At 42.3% G+C, this 21,528-nt stretch carries 22 protein-coding genes and 1 rRNA gene; 19 read left to right on the top strand and 4 right to left on the bottom strand.

Annotated features, from left to right (window positions below; translation table 11 throughout):
• Positions 1–41: 41 nt before the first annotated feature.
• Positions 42–677, top strand: a complete 636-nt coding sequence (locus tag PJ15_RS17490; RefSeq protein WP_004773406.1) for a TetR/AcrR family transcriptional regulator — start codon at positions 42–44, stop codon at positions 675–677.
• A 50-nt stretch (positions 678–727) separates the two neighbouring features.
• Here the strand turns inward: PJ15_RS17490 and PJ15_RS17485 are convergent, their stop codons facing one another.
• Entirely contained in the window at positions 728–1,348 is a 621-nt protein-coding gene (locus PJ15_RS17485; protein ID WP_004773408.1) for a thiol:disulfide interchange protein DsbA/DsbL, read from the bottom strand.
• Between the two features lie 508 nt (positions 1,349–1,856).
• Between PJ15_RS17485 and ubiG the strand changes: the two genes are divergently transcribed.
• From ubiG to PJ15_RS17425, 12 genes are all read left to right on the top strand, one after another.
• On the top strand, positions 1,857–2,570 hold the full coding sequence (gene ubiG, locus PJ15_RS17480; protein WP_047433006.1) for a bifunctional 2-polyprenyl-6-hydroxyphenol methylase/3-demethylubiquinol 3-O-methyltransferase UbiG: 714 nt from the start codon (positions 1,857–1,859) through the stop codon (positions 2,568–2,570).
• Positions 2,567–3,268 (top strand): HAD family hydrolase, encoded by a 702-nt coding sequence (locus PJ15_RS17475; protein ID WP_171248628.1) that lies wholly within the window; start codon positions 2,567–2,569, stop codon positions 3,266–3,268. Before ubiG ends, PJ15_RS17475 begins: the two co-directional genes overlap by 4 nt.
• 30 nt (positions 3,269–3,298) lie before the next feature.
• Positions 3,299–4,045, top strand: coding sequence for a YciK family oxidoreductase (locus PJ15_RS17470; RefSeq protein ID WP_004773414.1), 747 nt, complete (start codon positions 3,299–3,301; stop codon positions 4,043–4,045).
• A gap of 181 nt (positions 4,046–4,226) precedes the next feature.
• Positions 4,227–4,610, top strand: coding sequence for an RcnB family protein (locus tag PJ15_RS17465; protein WP_004773416.1), 384 nt, complete (start codon positions 4,227–4,229; stop codon positions 4,608–4,610).
• Between the two features lie 112 nt (positions 4,611–4,722).
• The gene (argA, locus tag PJ15_RS17460) at positions 4,723–6,084 is read left to right on the top strand and encodes an amino-acid N-acetyltransferase (RefSeq protein ID WP_004773417.1); all 1,362 of its coding nucleotides are present in this window, start codon (positions 4,723–4,725) and stop codon (positions 6,082–6,084) included.
• 306 nt (positions 6,085–6,390) lie between these two features.
• A complete protein-coding gene (locus PJ15_RS17455; RefSeq protein WP_047433000.1) occupies positions 6,391–7,383 on the top strand; it encodes a sulfonate ABC transporter substrate-binding protein in 993 nt (330 codons plus the stop codon).
• 12 nt (positions 7,384–7,395) lie between these two features.
• On the top strand, positions 7,396–8,382 hold the full coding sequence (locus PJ15_RS17450) for an aliphatic sulfonate ABC transporter substrate-binding protein (protein WP_047432997.1): 987 nt from the start codon (positions 7,396–7,398) through the stop codon (positions 8,380–8,382).
• Between the two features lie 32 nt (positions 8,383–8,414).
• Positions 8,415–9,590, top strand: a complete 1,176-nt coding sequence (gene ssuD / locus PJ15_RS17445) for an FMNH2-dependent alkanesulfonate monooxygenase (RefSeq protein WP_004773423.1) — start codon at positions 8,415–8,417, stop codon at positions 9,588–9,590.
• Positions 9,587–10,390, top strand: a complete 804-nt coding sequence (ssuC, locus tag PJ15_RS17440) for an aliphatic sulfonate ABC transporter permease SsuC (RefSeq protein ID WP_047432995.1) — start codon at positions 9,587–9,589, stop codon at positions 10,388–10,390. Before ssuD ends, ssuC begins: the two co-directional genes overlap by 4 nt.
• A 13-nt stretch (positions 10,391–10,403) precedes the next feature.
• Complete coding sequence (locus PJ15_RS17435) at positions 10,404–11,204, top strand: ATP-binding cassette domain-containing protein (protein WP_047432992.1); 801 nt, start codon at positions 10,404–10,406, stop codon at positions 11,202–11,204.
• Positions 11,205–11,446: 242 nt separating this feature from the next.
• Positions 11,447–12,058 carry a TetR/AcrR family transcriptional regulator gene (locus PJ15_RS17430; RefSeq protein WP_004773426.1) on the top strand — a complete coding sequence of 204 codons (612 nt, stop codon included), beginning with the start codon at positions 11,447–11,449 and terminating at the stop codon, positions 12,056–12,058.
• Positions 12,059–12,341: 283 nt separating this feature from the next.
• Positions 12,342–12,824, top strand: a complete 483-nt coding sequence (locus PJ15_RS17425) for a hypothetical protein (RefSeq protein ID WP_047432989.1) — start codon at positions 12,342–12,344, stop codon at positions 12,822–12,824.
• Positions 12,825–12,928: 104 nt separating this feature from the next.
• Here PJ15_RS17425 and PJ15_RS17420 read toward each other — a convergent pair whose 3' ends face one another.
• Both PJ15_RS17420 and PJ15_RS17415 read right to left on the bottom strand, forming a co-directional pair.
• Positions 12,929–13,495 carry a 5'-nucleosidase gene (locus PJ15_RS17420; protein WP_047432986.1) on the bottom strand — a complete coding sequence of 189 codons (567 nt, stop codon included), beginning with the start codon at positions 13,493–13,495 and terminating at the stop codon, positions 12,929–12,931.
• A gap of 61 nt (positions 13,496–13,556) precedes the next feature.
• Positions 13,557–14,690, bottom strand: a complete 1,134-nt coding sequence (locus PJ15_RS17415; RefSeq protein ID WP_047432983.1) for a TDT family transporter — start codon at positions 14,688–14,690, stop codon at positions 13,557–13,559.
• Positions 14,691–14,897: 207 nt separating this feature from the next.
• Here PJ15_RS17415 and ribF point away from each other — a divergent pair, with 207 nt between their 5' ends.
• The 6 genes from ribF (at position 14,898) to PJ15_RS17385 (ending at position 21,363) form a co-directional block, all read left to right on the top strand.
• Positions 14,898–15,908 (top strand): riboflavin biosynthesis protein RibF, encoded by a 1,011-nt coding sequence (ribF, locus tag PJ15_RS17410; protein WP_047432981.1) that lies wholly within the window; start codon positions 14,898–14,900, stop codon positions 15,906–15,908.
• Positions 15,909–15,986: 78 nt separating this feature from the next.
• The gene (gene ileS / locus PJ15_RS17405; RefSeq protein WP_047432978.1) at positions 15,987–18,824 is read left to right on the top strand and encodes an isoleucine--tRNA ligase; all 2,838 of its coding nucleotides are present in this window, start codon (positions 15,987–15,989) and stop codon (positions 18,822–18,824) included.
• A gap of 4 nt (positions 18,825–18,828) precedes the next feature.
• Positions 18,829–19,359, top strand: coding sequence for a signal peptidase II (gene lspA, locus PJ15_RS17400; RefSeq protein ID WP_171067036.1), 531 nt, complete (start codon positions 18,829–18,831; stop codon positions 19,357–19,359).
• A gap of 1 nt (position 19,360) precedes the next feature.
• Complete coding sequence (locus tag PJ15_RS17395) at positions 19,361–19,843, top strand: FKBP-type peptidyl-prolyl cis-trans isomerase (protein WP_005228218.1); 483 nt, start codon at positions 19,361–19,363, stop codon at positions 19,841–19,843.
• A gap of 106 nt (positions 19,844–19,949) precedes the next feature.
• Positions 19,950–20,492 (top strand): NADPH-dependent FMN reductase, encoded by a 543-nt coding sequence (locus PJ15_RS17390; protein ID WP_047432975.1) that lies wholly within the window; start codon positions 19,950–19,952, stop codon positions 20,490–20,492.
• A gap of 325 nt (positions 20,493–20,817) precedes the next feature.
• Positions 20,818–21,363 (top strand): type 1 glutamine amidotransferase domain-containing protein, encoded by a 546-nt coding sequence (locus tag PJ15_RS17385; RefSeq protein ID WP_047432973.1) that lies wholly within the window; start codon positions 20,818–20,820, stop codon positions 21,361–21,363.
• A 73-nt stretch (positions 21,364–21,436) separates the two neighbouring features.
• Here the strand turns inward: PJ15_RS17385 and rrf are convergent.
• Positions 21,437–21,528, bottom strand: a 5S ribosomal RNA gene (gene rrf, locus PJ15_RS18240); the annotation flags it as partial.

Here is a 21,528-nt window from a genome sequence, read left to right as displayed (position 1 = left end):
GCAAATGCAGTGTGGAACACTATGAGGAGCTTATAAGCATCATGAATCCAGATCGTCATACTCAGTTCTTAATTCGTAAAGAAAAAATCTTGCAGGTTGCAGAAAAGCTGTTATTAGAAAACAACCAAGAAATGACCTTAGATGAACTGGTTGCTGAACTGGATATTGCCAAAGGCACTTTATATAAACATTTCCGTAGCAAAAATGAATTATTGCTGGAGCTGATTATCCAGAATGAAAAAGAAATCTTAAAAATTTCAGACAAATACAATACAGATGTCAAAGAATATGCACCACGTTACATGCTCTATCATCTCACCTCACCAAGCCGTACCATTCTGCTGCATCAGTTAGAAGAACATCTGACCATGACTGAATCCAAGTTAAAGCATCTATTTGATGAGCTTTACTCGATCCGTCAACAACGTATCGTGTCGTTAAAAGACATGACTGAAAAATATTTAAAATCACAGAATTACGATATGTCGATTCGTGATTATCTTTCTTATATCTGGTCGCTGACCTACGGCGCGGCATTATTGTTGAATTCAAGCTATTACCAGCGCTCGATTGGTTCACGTGAAAAGTTAATTAACCTGTATGTCAATCAGGCCTTATCTCTTCCGACGCAGAAAGTTCAGATTGATTTAAAAGACTTCCAGCTAGATCAAGACTAAATAAAAAAGGACTGTCACGGCAGTCCTTTTTTTATTTGAAAATGCATCAATTATTTTGCTTTACGCTCTTTTTCCAACAAGTAATTCACCACTTGAGTGACTTTACCATCTTCACCCTGAACCACATATTTACCATTCACCACCACAGCAGGAACACCCGTCAACTGGTACTGCTGCGCCAGTTTATTTGACTCGGCAATTTTTGCAGTGATTGGGAAAGAGTTAAACATGCTGTTAAATTTTTGCTCAGGTACGCCGTAACGCGCAAAGAATTTTGCTTGAGAAGCCTGATCAAAGATTTGCTGACCACCTTCATGAATCGCATGGAAAAGTGGAATATGGGTCTTTTTACGCACACCTAATGCTTCAGAAACGTAATAACCACGGGCACCTTGTTCCCATACTTTATTCATTGCTGCTGGTGTACGAAGGAAATAAACGTCTTTTGGAATCTGCTTCAACCATGCTTGCATATGTGGTTCAAGCTTAAAGCAGTGCGGGCAGCCGTACCAGAAGAACTCACGCACTTCGAGCTGGCCTGCTGGCGCAACCGTTTTGCCTGGATTTGCAATAACGGTATAGTCTTTACCAGCCACAAAATCTGCTGCCATCGCATTCATTGAAAATGCCAATGCAGCTACACTCAAACCACTTAATACTAACTTTTTCATTGACTTTGCTTTTCCTCTAAGCATTTTTCGTAAGTTTATATGCTTAATATAAAACAAACACGAGCAATTCGTTTTGCTTCTGTGAAGTTTTTTATTGGATTTATCGCTTTTTTTGCCAGAATCGCTACACTAGGCTAAATTCAGACTCAAAATATTATCTGAAATTAGATACTCGATATCGTCATCTGCAACCTGAGCGAACCAAAGCGTTTAAAGCTTTGGGTTAGCGCAAGACAAACAAAGTGCGTAGTTTGTTGCTCAAGCATAGCTTTCACCTTACGGTACGGCAAAGATTATTAATCTTTGCTATTCGTCCCTCAGGTTTTGCAGATGACAATGGTTTTGCCTACTTTTCCCGAAATGAGAAACAACGTTTCGTAAGGTAGGTCGAACCGAAGGTCTATCCTGAAATAAGATGAAAACTCGGCAAGACTCTGCTTGGTTTAATGTTTTAACTAAGGATTCGATCATCATTACAACTCCATAAAATATTGATAGAGGCTCTTCCATGTCGCAATTGAATGTTGACCCGCAAGAAATCGCAAAATTTGAAGCATTGGCTGCCAAATGGTGGGATCAACATTCTGAATTCCGCCCGTTGCATCAAATCAACCCTTTACGCTTAAACTGGGTAGATGAACGTGTTGGCGGTCTGGCTGGCAAGAAAGTACTTGATGTTGGCTGTGGTGGCGGAATTCTGGCAGAAAGCATGGCGCGTCGTGGTGCGGATGTACTGGGCATTGATATGGGCGAAGCACCACTTGCTGTGGCACGTTTGCATGCGCAGCAGGACAATGTTGAAAATATTGAATACCGTCAGATTCCAGTTGAGCAACTGGCACAAGAACAGGCAGGTCAATATGATGTCGTGACCTGTATGGAAATGATGGAACATGTACCTGATCCTGCTTCAATCGTCAAAGCCTGTCAGGCTTTGGTTAAGCCAGGCGGTCATGTGTTCTTCTCAACGATTAACCGTAATACAAAATCTTATTTATTTGCCATTATCGGTGCTGAATACGTCCTTCGTTTACTACCAAAAGGAACGCATGACTATCATAAATTCATTCGTCCTTCAGAAATGGCACACGATATCCGCAATGCAGGACTTAGCCTGAAAGAAATGACAGGTTTACATTACAACCCGATCACCAAACATTACTGGTTAGCGCCAAATGTTGATGTGAATTATATGGTTCATACAACAAATACAGGTGCATGATGAAAGCTGTTTTATTTGATCTTGATGGTACGCTGATCGATACCGCTGCAGACTTTATCCGTATCATTCAACAAATGTGCCGTGATGAACAACGTCCTGTCATAGATGCTGCGGCAATTCGCACTCAGGTGTCTGAAGGCGCACGTGCCATGGTGAAACTGGTTTATCCAGAATTAGAGATCACCGATGAGGTTTTCCTCGCACATCGTCAGCGCTTTTTAGATACCTATGGTGCCAATATTGTTGTCGATACCGAACTGTTTGAAGGCATGTACCCTTTACTGGAAGAACTCGAAGCACATCAGATTCCGTGGGGTATTGTGACCAATAAACCTCGTGGTTTAAGTGAACTGCTGCTCGCAGCATTAAACCTGGCAGAGCGTTGTGCGGTCTTGGTTTGCCCGGAAGATGTCAGCAAAACCAAACCCGATCCAGAACCGATGTATCTCGCTGCACAAAAGCTCAATCTTGATGCCAAAGACATCATTTATGTGGGCGATCATCCACGTGATATCGATGCAGGTCGCAATGCAGATATGTATACCATTCTGGCAGCTTATGGCTATTTACCCGTAGAATCACGTGATGATCTGGCGGCATGGCAGGCAGATGCCATTATTCACACCATCCCCGAATTACACCAACTGCTCAAACAGAAAATCACTGTTTTGTCAGAAAATCAGGGTATGATGGGTTAAATATTGATGATAAAAACAGGAGGCATAACAATGAAATATTCAGAATATCAACCTCGTCCAGATTTGCTGAAAGACCGTATTATCCTGATCACCGGTGCTGGTGACGGTATTGGACGTGCTGCTGCTATGAGTTATGCCCTTCATGGTGCAACCGTTGTGCTACACGGTCGTACCTTGAATAAACTTGAAGTGATTTATGACGAAATTGAAGGTTTGGGTGCGCCTCAACCTGCAATTTTACCTTTGCAGCTTTCAACAGCGTCAACGCATGATTACGAGCTTCTGGTCAATACGCTTGAACAGCAATTCGGTCGTCTTGATGGCATCTTGCATAACGCAGGCATGCTGGGTGATCGTGTTGAACTGGCAGAATATCCAGTCGATGTTTGGGATGATGTCATGGCTGTCAATTTACGTGCGCCTTTTGCTCTTACTCAAGCTCTATTGCCGTTGTTAGAGAAATCTGAACACGCCTCTGTGGTATTTACCAGCTCGAGTGTCGGTCGCGAAGCACGTGCATTGTGGGGCGCTTATTCAGTGTCTAAAGTTGCAACTGAAGCCATGAGCAAAATCTTTGCCGCAGAAAATACTTATCCAAATATTCGTTTTAACTGCATCAATCCAGGTGGCACACGTACAGCGATGCGTGCCAAGGCCTATCCGGAGGAAGATCCAAAAGTACTTCCAACACCAGATAGCATTATGCCAGCCTACCTGTACCTGATGGGTGACGATAGTCTGGAGATGAATGGCCAAAGTATTGATGCTCAAGCTTAATTCACACATTAAAATAATTCTAAATAACATTGGACACTGACGTTAAAACTGCTTTTTTCAGAGAAATGGGCGAAGAATCTTCATCTTTTTAATGGAACAATGAATTGATCTTCACAGTTTCTCTGCATTTTTAACGTACAGTAGTTCACATGAGAGACATCCGAAGTCAATAAGGTGCATCATGAAAAAATTTTTCATTATCTTGGTTTTAGGTTCGACGACCCTGTTCAGTAGCATGGGGAGTTTTGCAGGTCCGCATGATCGTGACGAAGACTCGCGTGGTGGCGGCTGGCAAAATGGTCGTGGCTTTGATCGTCCAGATGGTGAAAATCGTCAACGTGAACGCCGTATGCGCGAAGAACGTGGTGTAGAGCGCCTAAAGCAACATCGCTGGCAGGCAGGTTATGTCATGCCACAACATTATCGTGGTAATGGTTATAAAGTTGATTACAAAGACAATAATCTTCCTCGACCGAGCCGTAACGAACAATGGTACAAGATCAACAACGACTATATTTTAGTCAACTCAGAGGATAACAGTATTATTCGTATTATGGGCTTCTAAGCACTTTTTAAAAGGCGAATGATATTAAAGTTGGGCTGTTGTTTTCAGAATAGATTTATCTTTTCATTTTTTTCGTTAAAATCAGATCAATTGGTACATCTCTGAGATTCACATGGCGACCCAAATGACTGAAACATTACATAGTACAACACAAGATTATGTACATTGGTTTCGCCATTCCGCACCTTATATTAATGCCCATCGTGATAAAACCTTTATCCTGATGTTTGCGGGCGAAGCAGTTCAGCACGAAAATTTCCAGCATATTATTCATGATATTGCCCTGTTGCACTCGCTGGGCATCCGCTTGATTCTCGTTTACGGCGCACGTCCGCAAATCAATCAGAATTTGCTTGAACGTCATATTGAGACTCCGTTTCACCAAAACCATCGCATTACCACACGTGAGTCTTTACGTGGCGTTATGAATGCTGTGGGTTCGATCCGTTTAGAAATTGAAGCCTTGTTGTCTATGGGATTGGCGAATTCACCTATGTATGGCGCTCGCATTGATGTGGTGTCTGGTAATTTTGTGACGGCCAAACCTTATGGTATTCGTGATGGGATCGACTTCCAGCTCACTGGTGAAGTCCGTTCTGTAGATACCGATGCCATTCAACGCCATCTCGATAATCACAATATTGTCTTACTCGGGCCCACGGGCTATTCAACCACTGGGGAAGTCTTTAATTTACTGGCAGAAGAAGTTGCGACCAAGACCGCTATTGCATTAAAGGCAGATAAGCTGATTTTCCTAGGCGAAAAGCAAGGTCTGATGAATAAGCAGCAACAGTTATTACGTGAATTAAATCCGCATCAACTAGAACCGTATATCCAACAGAACCAACAACAATATCCAGAATTCGCCTTACATCTCAAACAGGCTCAACAAGCGTCCTTGTCAGGTGTACATCGCGTACATCTGATTTCCTATGCCTATGACGGCGCACTGATTGAAGAACTGTTCACCCGTGATGGTGTCGGCACCTTGATTACCGATGCCCACTATGAAGAAGTCCGTATTGCCAATATCAATGATGTTGGTGGCTTGATTAATCTGTTACGCCCGCTCGAACAGGAAGGCATTCTGGTTTATCGCTCACGCGAACGCCTTGAAAGTGAAATTGAACATTTTGCGGTGATTGAGCGTGACGGTATGATTCTGGCTTGTGCAGCACTGTACCCAATTCCTGCGGAAACTAATGAAATCCGTTCTGCTGAAATTGCCTGTGTGGCTGTCGATGCCAGTTATCGTAAATCAAATCGCGGTAGCCAGATTTTGCAATTCCTTGAAAGCAAAGCCAAGCAACAAGGAATTCAACAGCTCTTCGTACTCACCACCCGAACCGCTCACTGGTTTCTGGAACAAGGCTTTAGCCCTGCCAGTGTGGATGATTTACCCAATGCTCGCCAAGAGTTATATAACTATCAGCGTAATTCACTGGTCTTTAAGAAAACCTTGCCTGCAAAATAAGGTCATTGGAGATATTTTTATTTTTGATAAGAATATCTCCTTATAATCATGATCTCTGCTTAAGACAATTTCGATAAAAATTTGAACAAACATTAAAATATCTAAAATTTAATTAAAAAACATAATCTTAGTTAAAAATAAATCACTTTCTCTTATTCAATCTACAGATAAGATTATTCGATCTTCTATTTTGCACTTTTCATCATAAGCAAAGCCTGATTAGTTATTTTTTATGCAATAAAAAAAGTTTTAGCTTAGTTGCTCATCTTATTTAAATCTTTTGATTTTTCGGGGAGCACAACCAACATGGCTGTTTCAATCAATCGCTCATGGGCAACATCTACTCTCATTGCGGCAAGTCTTGCCAGTCTAATGGGTGTGACAGGCTGTGCAAAAAAACCTGAGCAGCAAGGTACAACAAAACAAGAAACCACAACATTAAATATCGGCTTTCAAAAGTATGGCATCTTGCCGATCGTCAAAGCAAAAGGTGAATTAGAAAAAACCCTTGCTGCTCAAGGTATACAAGTCAAATGGGTCGAATTTCCCGCTGGCCCACAATTATTAGAAGGCTTGAATGTTGGCAGCGTCGTATTGGGTGAGGCTGGTGAAGCCCCACCTATCTTTGCACAAGCCGCCAATCCGAATCTGATCTATGTTGCCAACCAGCCACCTGCACCAAGCGCAGAGGCCTTGATTGTACAAAAAGACTCTCCGATTCAATCCGTTCAAGATTTAAAAGGTAAACGTATTGCCCTGAATAAAGGCTCCAACGTGCACTACCTGTTACTCAAGTTGCTAGAAGAAAATAATCTCACCTTGAATGATATCCAACCTGTTTATCTGCCGCCTTCAGATGCACGTGCGGCATTTGAAAAAGGTGCTGTCGATGCATGGGTAATCTGGGATCCATTCTTGGCTGCGGCTGAACATCAGATTCATGCACGTGTCATTGCCAATGGTGAGCATCTTGTAAGTAACCATCAATTCTATCTATCTGATCGCCAGTTCGCTGAAAGTCATCCGCAGGTGTTAAATACCGTAGTAACGACACTCAATCAAACAACGGACTGGGTGAAGGCCCATCCTGATGATGCTGCAAAACTGTTAGAAAAACCGACCGCACTTGAGTTCGACATTTTAAAAACGTCAATTTCACGTATGGGTTTTGGGGTGCAACCTATTTCTGAAAAGGTTGCCAAAGAACAGCAATATGTGGCTGATGCGTTTTTTGCCCAGAAACTGATTCCAAAGCAGCTTGTGATCCAAGATGCCTTATTGAAGAACCAAGTTAAATAATTGAGGATCACCATGAAGTTGTTATCTAAAGTTTCTGTTCTGGGTGTGCTGATCTCTACATTTTCGCTGAGTGGTTGCCAGAAACCCGAACAGCATACGGAGAAAGCAACTTCAACAACTGAAAATACAGCCGTAAAAACACTCTCGATCGGTTTCCAGAAATCTTCACTCAATTTGTTGGTTGCCAAACAACAAAAGCTATTTGAGCAAGAATTTCCAAATGCCAAAATTGAATGGCGTGAATTCCCTGCTGGCCCACAGATGCTTGAAGCACTTGCAGTCGGGGCCGTTGATTTTAGTTATGTCGGCAATACGCCACCGATCTTTGCTCAGGCCGCGTCTAAACCATTGAGCTATGTGGCTTATGAAGTGGTTGCGCCGACGGGACAGGCTGTTTTGGTACATGCCAACGATAAAATCAGCACTTTACAAGATTTAAAGGGCAAACGTATCGCGGTACAAAAAGGCTCAAGTGCACACGAATTGTTGGCTAAAACCCTTCAGAAAGCGGGTCTATCCTGGCAAGACATTCAGCCCATCTGGTTACCGCCTGCCGATGCACGCGCAGCATTTGATAAACAGGCTGTTGATGCATGGGCCATTTGGGAGCCCTACTTGGGTACAGCCGAACTTCAAGGTCATACCAAAACCTTGGTAGATGGCTCTGCTTTTCCAACCACGTATTCTTTTTATATTGGTAATCCTGACTATATTAAAAAGCATCCTGATTCTGCGCCAAAGCTCATCAAAAGCATCAACCTTGCTGATCAATGGATCGTGCAACATCAAGATCAGGCGCTACAGATTTACGCACAAAGTACTGGCTTGAGCCTTCCCGTAGCGCAACGTGTTTTAGACAAACGTCCAAAACCATCACCTGTACACATCCTCACACCAAAGGTCGTACAGAGTCAGCAACAAATCGCCGATTTATTTAAACAAGAGCAGCTTATCCCTGTGCAGATTGATATTCAGCATAGTGTCTGGTCTGCCCAATAAACATTGATTTCATTTTCATAAGGAACATCGACATGAATATTTTCTGGTTTATTCCCACTCATGGTGACAGTCGTTATCTAGGCACCAGCAAGGGTGCTCGTCAGGTCGATCATGCTTATATGAAACAAATTGCCGTTGCCGTGGATAATCTCGGTTATGCAGGGGTTCTGATTCCGACAGGTCGCTCTTGTGAAGATCCGTGGATTACTGCTGCCAGTCTGATTGATGCCACCAAACAGCTTAAATTTCTGGTCGCATTGCGTCCCGGCATTACCACTCCAGCACTTGCTGCACGCATGGCTGCTACCTTTGACCGTCTTTCCAATGGCCGTATTTTGCTCAATCTGGTAACGGGTGGTGATGAACAGGAATTAAAGGGTGATGGTTTATATGAAGATCACAGTACCCGATACCAGACAGCCTCTGAATACGTCAAAATCTGGCGTGAAATCCTGACTCGCTCACATACAGGTGAATCATTTACATTCCACGGCGAACGCCTCAGTGTCGATGACGCCAAACTGCTCTACCCACCTGTACAGCAGCCTTATCCACCGCTGTGGTTTGGTGGCTCATCAGAAGCGGCAACCGAACTCGCGGCAGAACAGGTCGATACTTATTTGACTTGGGGCGAGCCCCCTGCTGCGGTAAAAGAAAAAGTTGAACATTTACGTGCCAAAGCAGCGGCCAAAGGTCGTACGCTCAATTATGGTATCCGCTTACATGTGATTGTCCGTGAAACCAACGAGCAGGCTTGGGCAGCTGCGGATGAGCTGATTCAATACCTAGATGATGCAACCATTGCCGCGGCGCAGAAAAAATTTGCTCAAATGGATTCCGTCGGTCAGCAACGTATGGCTGCACTTCACGGCGGACGTAAAGACCAACTTGAAGTTTCACCTAACCTCTGGGCAGGCATTGGGCTTGTGCGCGGCGGCGCAGGAACCGCCTTGGTCGGCGATCCTGAAACTGTTGCGGCACGTATTCAGGAATATGCCGATTTAGGCATTGATACCTTTATCTTCTCAGGCTATCCGCATCTGGAAGAATCTATTCGTTTTGCTGAACTGGTGTTCCCATTATTACCACTTAAAACCCGAGAGAAACTGGCACAGCCACATTTAACAGGCCCATTTGGTGAAATCATTGCCAATAACTATGTGCCTGAAGTCAAGGAACCTAAGACCTTGGCTAAGGAGACTGCATGAGCACCAAAGTTTCCGTCAATAATGTTTCACGTGGAACACAAAAAATAGGCAGAAGTTTATTGCCTTGGCTATTTCCAATTTTACTGATTCTGCTTTGGCAAGCAGCATCAAGCGCAGGTTTGCTACAAAATCGGGTGTTACCAGCCCCAACTGCGGTGGTGAGTGCTTTCTGGCACTTACTGCTCAGTGGTGAACTTTGGCTGCATGTTAAAGTCAGTGCTGGTCGTGCCCTACTTGGTTTACTCATTGGTGGGGGTCTGGGACTCATTTTAGGCCTCTTAAATGGCTCATCACGGATTGCTTCAACCCTGCTCGATACCACCTTGCAGATGATCCGTAATATCCCTGCATTGGCGCTGATTCCATTAGTCATTTTATGGTTCGGTATTGATGAAACGGCCAAACTATTTCTGGTTGCTGTGGGTGTGTTTTTCCCGATCTATATCAATACCTATCACGGCATCCGTTCTGTCGATCCTCAACTGATTGAAATGGGTAAAAGCTACGGACTAAACCGTTGGCAACTGTATAAAGAAATTATTTTACCAGGTGCAATGCCTTCCATTTTAGTCGGCCTACGTTTCTCTTTAGGGCTGGTCTGGGTACTTTTGATTGTGGCTGAAACGATCTCTGCACAATCAGGAATTGGTTATATGACCATGAATGCACGCGAATTTTTACAGACCGATATTGTTCTGGTCGGTATTTTACTCTACGCACTGCTGGGCAAATTAGCAGATGTATTGGCTCAAGGTTTAGAACGTTATTTATTACGCTGGCATGCAGGCTACCAAAAATAAAAGGGAGATAAAGATGAGTAATTTAAATCTAAATTTCTATGATAATAATCTGGTTCAACCTGTGACTGAACCAGAAACAGCTCAGGCACCTGCCAATGGCGCAGATATTCTGATTGAGCAACTGTATAAGTTTTATGGTGAGGTCAAGGTTCTCGAAGATCTTGATCTGCATATTCAGGCAGGTGAATTCGTTGCCGTTGTCGGACGCAGTGGCTGTGGTAAAAGTACCCTGCTCCGTCTCATTGCCCAACTTGAAAAAGCCAGTTATGGTGAAATCAAATTCCAGTCTGCACGTCATTTTCGTGAAGGCATCACCAATGCAGACATTCGGGTAATGTTTCAGGATCCTCGCCTGTTGCCGTGGAAAAGTGTTCTGCAAAATGTTCAACTGGGTTTACCAAAAGACCAGCACCAACTCGCAGCGACCTTACTGGAGAAAGTCGGTTTAAAAGAAAAGGCAACGCAATGGCCTGCACAGCTTTCAGGCGGGCAACGGCAACGTGCAGCTCTGGCACGCGCCCTCTCGCATTCACCACGTATTTTGCTCTTGGATGAGCCTTTAGGTGCCTTAGATGCCCTGACCCGTTTGGAAATGCAAAACCTGATTGAACGTCTTTGGAAAGAACAAGGCTTTACCACAATTCTGGTCACGCATGATGTCAGTGAAGCAGTACAGTTGGCTGATCGAATTATTCTTTTAGATCAAGGTCATATCGCACATAGTTTTCAGGTGAATTTACCACGTCCACGTAAAAAGAGTATTGCTTTTGCACAACTCGAACAGCAAGTCCTTGATGCGGTTTTAGCGACCTAAAACCGCATTATTTTTTCTAAAAAATGCTTCAAATCAACAAAAATACCGCTTCCGATTGATGACCAACAGATGAATTATTTACAAAATATGTATGACCATTTTTAGATTTCAATAATTATCAAATACATCCCTAGCATTGGCCTGAAAAGTATATTTTTTTCGATAAAAAAATTGTGTTACTGTGCACAAATCCGACAATTTATCTTACAATGTCAATGACATTTTTTGAATCAAGCTCGCAGATGGAACAGAAAAAAAGTACACAAAAGCGCAATCAACTGCTGAATGCTGCCCTAGATGTTTTTTCCGTCTATGGGTTTAGTGGCGCAAGTCTGGATGAGATTGCACAGCTCGCAAATATGCATAAATCCAATATTTTCTACTACTATGAAAATAAAGAGTCATTGTATGTCGAAGTGCTCACCACCGTTCTACAAAAATGGCTAGCGCCTTTACAGACGTTGGAGTCAGAACTTGAACCCACAGAAGCACTCACGCATTATTTAATTCAAAAAATCGAAAGCTCACGTGACCAGCCTAAGGCTTCACGTTTATTTGCACTTGAGATCATTCAAGGCGCACCACATATTTTGCCAATCTTAAAAGGCCCTTTGAAAAAGCTGTTTAAACGTAAAGCCAAAGTCATTCAAACATGGCAAGAACAAGGCAAATTATCTGCAGATATTGATCCAGAACTTTTAATTCTGAATATCTGGGCCATTACACAGAATTATGCGGACTTCTCAACCCAGATTGAAATGGTGACAGGGAAAACCTTACGTAACCGTAGCATGTTCCAACGTACAATCGAACATACTGTACATGTAATGTTATACGGCGTATTGCCACGTTAAATTTTCTTTATATGCTTTGTTTTAGCGATTGAAATACACTAAAAAGCGACTTTGTTAGTCGCTTTTTTTCTTGCCAAATGGTTAAGGTGGTTATTCAACTGAGCTAATCAAAAATGTGGAATATTGATTAAAAAACATACGTGGAATATGTATAGTCACGAAAAAGCCATTCTAGTACACTAAACCCTAGAATGACTTACTTTTAAATATTGAGATAAAAAGGAAAAGATCAAGTATTTCGTATAAGGCGTATTATGTTAATTTTAGGAAAAGTGAACAAAAAATGAATGACATAGAAAAGTTTCAGTTCAAATTAGAATTAATATTAAATCTAAAATCGGCTAAAGATATTCAAGATTGGGCTACAAATAGAATAGAGCAAAATATTACAGATTCGGAAGCTTTGGAAATCTGTTTTTTTTCTAAAGAAAAACAAGTTTTAGATTATTTTTATAACATTAAATTTGAATGGTTGAACTTACCCTCTACTTTAAAGAAAATTTTTTTTAGAGAAGCGTTAAGAAAATATATTGAACCACCGCCAACTATTGAATATTCAGAAGAATTAATCAGAAGTATCTTTAGGATGTTGCTTGAGCTCTCAAAAATTGCTGAAGATGAAGATTTATATGGCTTGATAGATCATTATGACGATGAACTTTATTTAATTTTAGATGGTATTTATAACTCAGTACCAGAAGATGTATGGCCTTCATTCATTAATGATCTTAGGCATTTGCTTTCCATAAAATCACCGTCCATTTAATATAATGACCGTTATGTGAATTCCACACAAAATAACAATTTAATTTCAATAATCTACCAACACAAAATTCAACCCATGCACACTACAGCGTTAGATCTTTGCATTTAAAAATGTGCCTGATACAACGCCAATAATTTTTGTGCACCCAGTAATAGATTCTCTTCCCAATCCAGATGAGCCGTATCATTGGCACCATCAGTAATATATTTGACTGAAATCAAGCGTACCCCGAGCTTTTGGCACACTTTAGCTAAGGCGTAGGCTTCCATATCCACCAAATTACAGCTCACTTTGGGCAAACCAGTTTCAAACGAATCCCCCGTACCACAAATTCCCTTGGGTAAAGACTCAAAATGCGCCTGCGTATAGATTTCAGCAGGAATATCATCATCCATTGGTGTCACACCCACAGCAAAACCGAGTGGTGAAACATCCATATCACGCTGCACAAAAGTCGTAACTTCAACCAGACTATGGGCATCGAAGTGTGAACTGCCAGCACTGCCTAAATTGATCAATGTTTTACAGCCCGTTTTTTGAATGACCTCAAAGGCTTTAAATGCTGCATTAATTTTGCCAATTCCACTGTAATGGACATCAATACCAGCCTGTTCAAACAAACCTTTAGATTCATTCGGCAAGGCCATAATCAGAGCAACATCAGCATTCATAAAAAGACTCATTCAAATAAAAAAGAGACAAAAAAAGGTGTGCTCAGGCACACCTTAAATATTATTGCATCTTCTGCTGCAAGGCGACTAAACAAGGAGAGAAAAATAACTGGCCGCTATACGCCCCTGCCACTGTTTTCTTCATGACCAATGCCCATAACCCAACCAACAACAGACTTAAAACCACAGCCACATACTGTAAGAAGTCGATGTGTAGTTGATGCGCCAGATTAAAAATTGCCAGAATAAATACACCGAACGGGAAAGTGAGTCCCCACCAACCCAAGTTAAAGGGAATTCCTGTGCGGGCATGACGCAGTGTGGTCAAAATCGCAATACCGAACCACCACACACCAAAGCCTAATAACACCAAGCTCGCCACGATTCCCAAAGCAGGCAACAAGCCAGCCAAACCTTCGAATCCCATCGCTTGCATGATCCGTGGTGCCTGCTCGCCGAGTAATAATAACGCTAACGCCCCTGTCCCAATCGGGCCCAAGCATAGCCAGCTAGAAATCGCGACTTCTTTCTCGGGCAATTGATGCAAAGCCAGACGTAACATCAGAATGGTTAAGATCGCAAATGCAGGTAACACAGAAATTCCCCACAACACATACCCTGTAATCAAAATCGTCAAGGCATGTTGATCGGCTGCTAAATGTTGCAACAACAGACCTGCTGAGCTGGCAGCAACTTCACATGCCACAATCGGCAGCAGCCACACGGCGGTCATGCGTTGCAATTGATGGTCCTGACAGCTAAACATGCAAAATGGCACTACCCAAGCGATTACAACGGCAAGAATTACATCGATGTACCAAAGGTAAGTCGCAATCTGTATGGCAATATCACCATATAAATGTGTTCCGAAACTGAGAAAACCATTGGCAATTGTTGCTAGACCCATGGGTATCGCACCCAAAAACAGACTCATATTGGGATGACTAAAAATCTGTTTCGCTTCATGTGGAAACAAGATCCAGCGCAAGGTATACAGCACAGTAAAGGTGGTAAATAACAGAATATTGAATTGCCACAATTTAGTCGCAAGTGTGAACATAAGAGACGAAGCAAAAGGAAGCTGTGTTAAAATCATGGCCACAACACCCGTGCCCATGGTGGCAGTAAACCAGTTCGGGGTAAAATGACGAATCACATCTTTCGTCTGTTCTAGCTGATAAAACGGCTTTTTCATCTCGATCTCTATGTAAAGCAACTATAAAGCGATTTTAGTTGAGTTCTTAAATAAGAAAAATTGATTTATTTTTATTTAATGAATCAGTTTAATTGATATAAAACTTCTAAATCCTGAAAATTTTCTGTGTAAAAACACAACAACAAGACGAAACGCTGAGAATATGGCAATATATAGCCTTTGCAAAAATCACTGTATTTAACGCCCATGAAGTTGCTTCGTCTCAACGCATTATCGCCAGATTTTCAGTTACCTCCGACTGCGGTAACGATCGGCAATTTTGATGGTGTCCATCTCGGCCATCAAGCGATGATTGCTCAACTCAAAACGTTGGCTTCTGCTCAAGGCTTAAAAACATTGGTGATGATTTTTGAGCCGCAACCGCTTGAATTTTTTAAAGGTTATGATGCTCCGCCACGTATTAGCTCATTACGTGAAAAAGTAGAATATTTAACTGAGCTTGGTGTTGATTACATTGCGGTCGCGAAGTTCGATCAATATTTCAGAAGCTTAAATGCCACTGAATTTGCAGATTTACTCAAATTAAAACTCAATGCACAAAGTCTCGTTCTTGGAGATGACTTCCATTTTGGTAAAGATCGTCAAGGTAACAGCGAATTTCTACGCAACTATGGCTTTGATGTTACCAATTTAAATACCATCGCCTTGAATGGTGAACGGGTGAGTTCAACCCGTATTCGTCAGGTCCTACAAGCAGGTGATCTGGCTTTAGCTGCAAAATTACTAGGTCGCCCGTATAGCATCACTGGCCGTGTCCAGTATGGCGATCAAATTGGTCGCACCCTTGATTTTCCAACGATTAATGTCCGTTTAAACCGTCATAAACCGTGCTTAAACGGGATTTATGCAGTCGATGTGGTGTGTGAAGATGCCTCTCTTACGGCAAAAATAAAACATGCAGATCCTGCTCTTAATGGCATCTCTGGCTATCAAGCCGACAGTTTATTTGGCGCAGGTCATGTGGGGACACGCCCAGCCATCAAACAAGTCCAACCTGAATGGCGATTAGAGGTACATTTCCCCGATGTTTCTGCTAATCTGTATGGCTTATTGATGCGGGTAACCTTCCTTCACTATTTACATGGTGAGCTGAATTACCCTTCGCTTGAAGCCCTCAAAGCCGGAATTAATGATGATGTGCAAAAGTTACGAGATTATCGTAGCAGCACACCAGAATTTCCTTTTAAATTTAAATAGTAGGGTTTGTTAATACTTCACAAATCCTAATGTAAAACATGTCAGTTTACCAACTGATCAAACTGGAAGAAAACTTGCATGAGCGATAAGCAAACTCCTGAAAATGCAGTGGATTATAAAGCCACACTCAATTTGCCAGCGACTGAATTTGCCATGAAGGCAAACTTGGCTGTGCGTGAAGCCAAATGGTTAGAAGAGTGGTATGCCGACAACATTTATCAGCAGATTCGTGCATCGCGTATTGGCAAGAAAAAATATGTACTTCATGACGGCCCTCCGTATGCCAATGGTCAAATCCATTTAGGTCATGCTGTTAATAAGGTTTTAAAAGACATCATTATTAAAAGCCGCGTTTTAGATGGCTTTGACGCACCATATGTGCCAGGTTGGGACTGTCACGGTCTACCAATCGAACTTAAAGTAGAAGAAAAAGTTGGTAAAGTCGGCGTCAAAGTTGATGCATCTACCTTCCGTAAAGCATGCCGTGAATATGCATACACTCAAGTCGAATTACAGAAAAAAGACTTTGTACGTATGGGCGTGTTTGGTGACTGGGACAATCCATACCTCACCATGAACTTCAAACAAGAAGCAGATATCGTGCGTGCACTCGGTGCAATTGCCAAAGCAGGTCATATTGAGCCAGGTTTAAAACCAGTAAACTGGTGTATGGACTGTGGTTCTTCTCTGGCTGAAGCTGAAGTTGAATACGAAGATAAAAAATCAGATGCCATTGATGTTGGTTTCACGGTGGTTGATCTGAAAGATCTCAGCACACGTTTGAATGTAGATGTTAAAGATGCGACCGATATCGTGATCTGGACCACGACACCGTGGACATTGCCTGCAAACCAAGCCGTAGCATTGCATGCTGAAATCGACTATCAACTGGTACAGGTTACGACTGACCGTGGTACGCAAAACTTTATTCTTGCCAAAGATCTAGTGGAATCAGCAATCGAGCGTTATAAGCTTGAAAACCCAGTTGTACTTGCTGATTTCAAAGGTGCTGCAATCGAAAATCTTCTTTTGCAACATCCGCTTTTAACTGATCGTCAAGTGCCTGTGATTTTAGGCGAGCACGTGATTGCAACCAGTGGTACAGGTGCAGTACATACCGCACCGGGCCACGGTGTAGACGACTATAAAGTTGGCTTGCTCTATCAATTAAAAGTTGAAAATCCTGTAGGCGGCAATGGTGTTTATTTACCAAATGCGCCAATTTTTGCAGGTGAGCACATCTATAAAGCCAACCCACAAATCATCGAAGCATTGGGTGCAGTGGGCCGTTTATGGGCGCATCAGCCAATCAAGCATAGCTATCCGCATTGCTGGCGTCACAAAACACCAATTATCTTCCGTGCGACACCACAATGGTTTATCAGCATGGATGCCAATGGTCTACGCCAAAATGCATTAAACGCGATTGAAAATGACATCGAATTTGTGCCTGATTGGGGTCAAAGCCGTATTCAGTCCATGATTGAAGGTCGTCCTGACTGGTGTATCTCACGTCAACGTACATGGGGTGTGCCAATCCCGTTCTTCGTTCATAAAGATACCAATGAATTGCATCCTCGCACGCCTGAACTGATTGAAGAAGTGGCTAAGTTGATCGAGCAAGAAGGGATCGATGGCTGGTATAACCGTGAAGCAAGTGACTTCATTGGTGCAGATGCCGAGAACTACAATGCAATCCGCGACACGCTTGATGTCTGGTTTGACTCTGGCACAACACACTATGCTGTGCTACGTGAACGTGAAGACCTGCAAGATCCTGCTGACTTGTACCTTGAAGGTTCAGATCAACACCGTGGCTGGTTCCAGTCTTCATTGCTGACATCAATTGCAATCAATGAACGTGCGCCATATAAAGGCTTGCTCACACACGGTTTCGTGGTCGATGAGAAAGGCCGTAAAATGTCTAAATCATTAGGTAATATCATTACCCCACAAGACATTATTAAAGATATGGGTGCAGATGGTTTACGCTTCTGGATCGCTTCTGCGGACTACCGTTATGAAATGACAGCTGGTAAAGAAATCTTTAGCCGTGCTTCAGATGGTTACCGTCGTATCCGTAATACCTTACGTTTCTTGCTGGCAAACCTAAATGGCTTCAAACCTTCTACAGATGCACTGCCAGTGGACCAGTTGATTGCATTGGATCAATACATCTTGCAACGTGCTGCTGAGGTTCAAAAAACTATTCAGCAAGCCTATGAAGAGATGAACTTCCATATTGTCACCAATGCCCTCACCAACTTCTGTATCAATGATTTGGGTGGTTTCTATCTCGACATCATCAAAGATCGTCAATACACCACCAAGGCAGATTCACAAGCACGTCATTCTGCACAAACAGCGCTGTATCATATCGTTCAAGCCTTTGTCCGCTGGATGGCACCAATTCTCAGCTTTACCGCGCAAGAAGCATGGCCATTAATTCCAGAACAAACTGAAAAATATGTGTTTACCGCTGAATGGTATGACATTCCAACCGCATCAACAGCAAACTTACTGTCTGAAGCAGATTGGCAAACATTGATTAGCGTAAAATCAGCAGTAAATAAACAGATTGAAGCAGCACGTAACGCTAAACTGATTGGTAGTAACTTATCTGCAAAAGTTGAACTTTGGGCAGATGAAGCATTACAGAAATTGTTGAACCAATTGGCTGATGAATTACGCTTTGTCTTGATCACCTCTCAAGTCGTTGTGCATCCTTATGCTGAACAAGGTGAAAGCACTGACCTTGCAGGGTTACGTGTCCAAGTTTCAGCTGCGGATGGTGAAAAATGTGTACGCTGCTGGCATGTGCTGCCAGATGTAAATACACACGTTGGTCATGCTGGTTTATGCGCTCGTTGTATTATCAATGTCACTGGCAGTGGCGAAGTGAGAAAATATGCATAATTCTGTGCAAACAAGCCCCGCAAAAAAAGGCTTATTCCAGTTTTACCCGCACAACTTAATGTGGCTTGGACTTTCTGTCCTTGCCATTGTGCTAGATCAATGGACCAAATGGATTGCAAGTTCGCATTTAAATTATGCTGATCCTGTTCCAGTTCTGCCTTTTTTAAACTGGACATTACTTCACAATCATGGCGCAGCATTTAGCTTTTTATCTGATGCGGGTGGCTGGCAACGTTATCTTTTTACGTCTCTAGCAGGCATCGTGTCGGTTATTTTTGTGTTTTGGCTCATGCGCATGCCAAAGAAAATGATCGTTTTGCCTATGGCGATTGCGTTGATTCTCGGTGGAGCAATTGGCAACCTGATTGACCGTGTCAGCTTGGGGTATGTGGTCGATTTTATCCATGTCTATTACCAGAACAGCCATTTCCCAGCATTTAACCTTGCAGATAGTGCCATTACTTTGGGAACGATCTTGCTGCTGATCGATACTTTCTTCTTAGAGAAGAAACGTAACCAAAATGCGGATGTATAAGATGAACGAAATTATCCACCCAAACGAAGAGATTCGTATTCAGGACGGCTCAAAAGTCGACTTACACTTTTCAGTTTCAATCGAAAATGGTGTTGAAATTGATAATACGCGTAGTCGTGAAGAGCCCGTAAGTCTGGTCATTGGCGATGGTAATCTGTTACCAGGCTTTGAAAAAGCTTTATTTGGTTTACGTGCCGGCGATCGTCGTACTGTACATTTACCACCTGAAGATGCTTTTGGGCCTTGGAATGCTGAAAATATCCAGATCTTCGATACGGTTAAGTTTGAACAACGCCCAATCGTTGGTCATATGATTGAATTTGAAGATAAAGCCAAAGCAACCTTATTTGGAATTGTAAAATCGGTTAATGATGACACCACTGAAATCGATTTTAACCATCCACTGGCGGGCAAAAATATTACCTTTGAAGTGGAAATCTTTAAGGTCACCCCTGCTGGACAGCAAGGCATTAAATTGATGTAACACAAAAGCTCTCAAATGAGAGCTTTTTTTAACCCTGAATAAAAGTATAAGATCATTAAAAGATATTCATTTTTGATTCAAAGCAATAATACATAGGAATACAAATATGCTCATTTATATTATCGTCGGTAGTATCCGTGAAGGCCGAACTGCAATTAAAATCGCCAATTGGGTCAATCAAGCCATCGATGAACTCTCATTCGCTGATATTCAAACAGAAATCGTCGATCTGAAAGAATGGGCATTACCGATATTTGCAGGCGCTCATCCGCCAGCGACAGGTGTTTATGACCAACCGAAGCAACAACAATGGGCTGATAAAATTGCGGCAGCCGATGCATTTATCTTTATTAGTCCTGAATATAATCATGGCTACAGCCCAGCACTCAAAAATGCATTGGATTACGTGGCTAAGGAATGGCAAGGCAAGCCTGCTGCTTACGTAGGCTACGGTGCCACCAATGGCTCTCGCTCAATTGATCAACTCCGTCAGGTCGCGACCTATATCGGCTTGGTTGACAGCAATGCTGTTCTTGAAATCCGTGATATTTTTAAACGTAATAAAGAAGAAACGTTTGAAGCCAATGAGTTTGAGGTCAAAGGCTTGGCAGCACTTATCAGCAAATTACAGAAATATAATGTTGTGTAGATGTAAGCCTAAGCGTACATAGACAAGCTACATTCACCTCTATTCTCTACTCTGCTTTATCTTTAATATACAAAGCATAGAGAGACAGGAAGTCTCATTGAGAATAATAAGACACACAGGAAGTGGTCGTTAATAGGATATTAACGACATAAGCTGAATACGAAGAAGCCCCGTCAGGATGATGGGGCTTCTTTTTTGCCTATTTAAAGCATGTAACAGAACTTGACATCGTATCCCACAAGATACAATCTGCCCCAGAAAGCCCTACATTTTTCATGTTTTTAGCTTGTTAACCTAAAATAAAAATGATTTTGAGGTCGTAACAATGGTTAAAAAAGCATTGATCATCACATCAAATGTAGGTGTCGAACATGATGAACTGATTCAACCACTTGAGTTTTTAAAAGGAAAAGGCATTGAAGTCATCCATGCCGCAGAAACATTTGACGCTGTGCAAACGGTGAAAAGTGATAAGGCATTAGGGCCAAGTTACTCCCCACAAGCCTCTTTAGATCAGGTTTCTGTAGAAGACTACGATATTTTGATTATTCCTGGTGGTACAGTAAATGCCGATACATTGCGCCTAAATGAAAATGCGCATGCCATCATTCAATATTTCACTGATCAGAAGAAACCTATTGCTGCAATCTGCCATGCGCCTTGGGCGCTGATAAATGCAGAACGGATTAAGGATAAAAATCTGACGTCCTATAAAAGTATTCGTTTAGATCTAGAAAATGCAGGTGCACACTGGGTAAATGAAGCCGTACATCGTTGTAATACCAATGACTGGCCTCTTATCACCTCACGGTGTCCAGATGATATCCCGCAGTTTAATGAAGCTATTTTGAAAGAACTGAATCAAGAATAAAGCTTCCAATCTTATTTTTTCTAGGCAATAAAAAACACCCCTAACCGTAAGGTTAGGGGTGTTTAGATTTAAAAGCTGGCGATGACTTACTCTCACATGGCAAGTGCCACACTACCATCAGCGCTAAGAGGTTTCACTTCTGAGTTCGGGAAGGGATCAGGTGGT

The sequence above is a fragment of the Acinetobacter sp. neg1 genome, from assembly GCF_000788125.1.
Taxonomy (GTDB): Bacteria; Pseudomonadota; Gammaproteobacteria; order Pseudomonadales; family Moraxellaceae; genus Acinetobacter; species Acinetobacter vivianii.
This window is presented reverse-complemented; position numbering and strand designations above follow the sequence as displayed.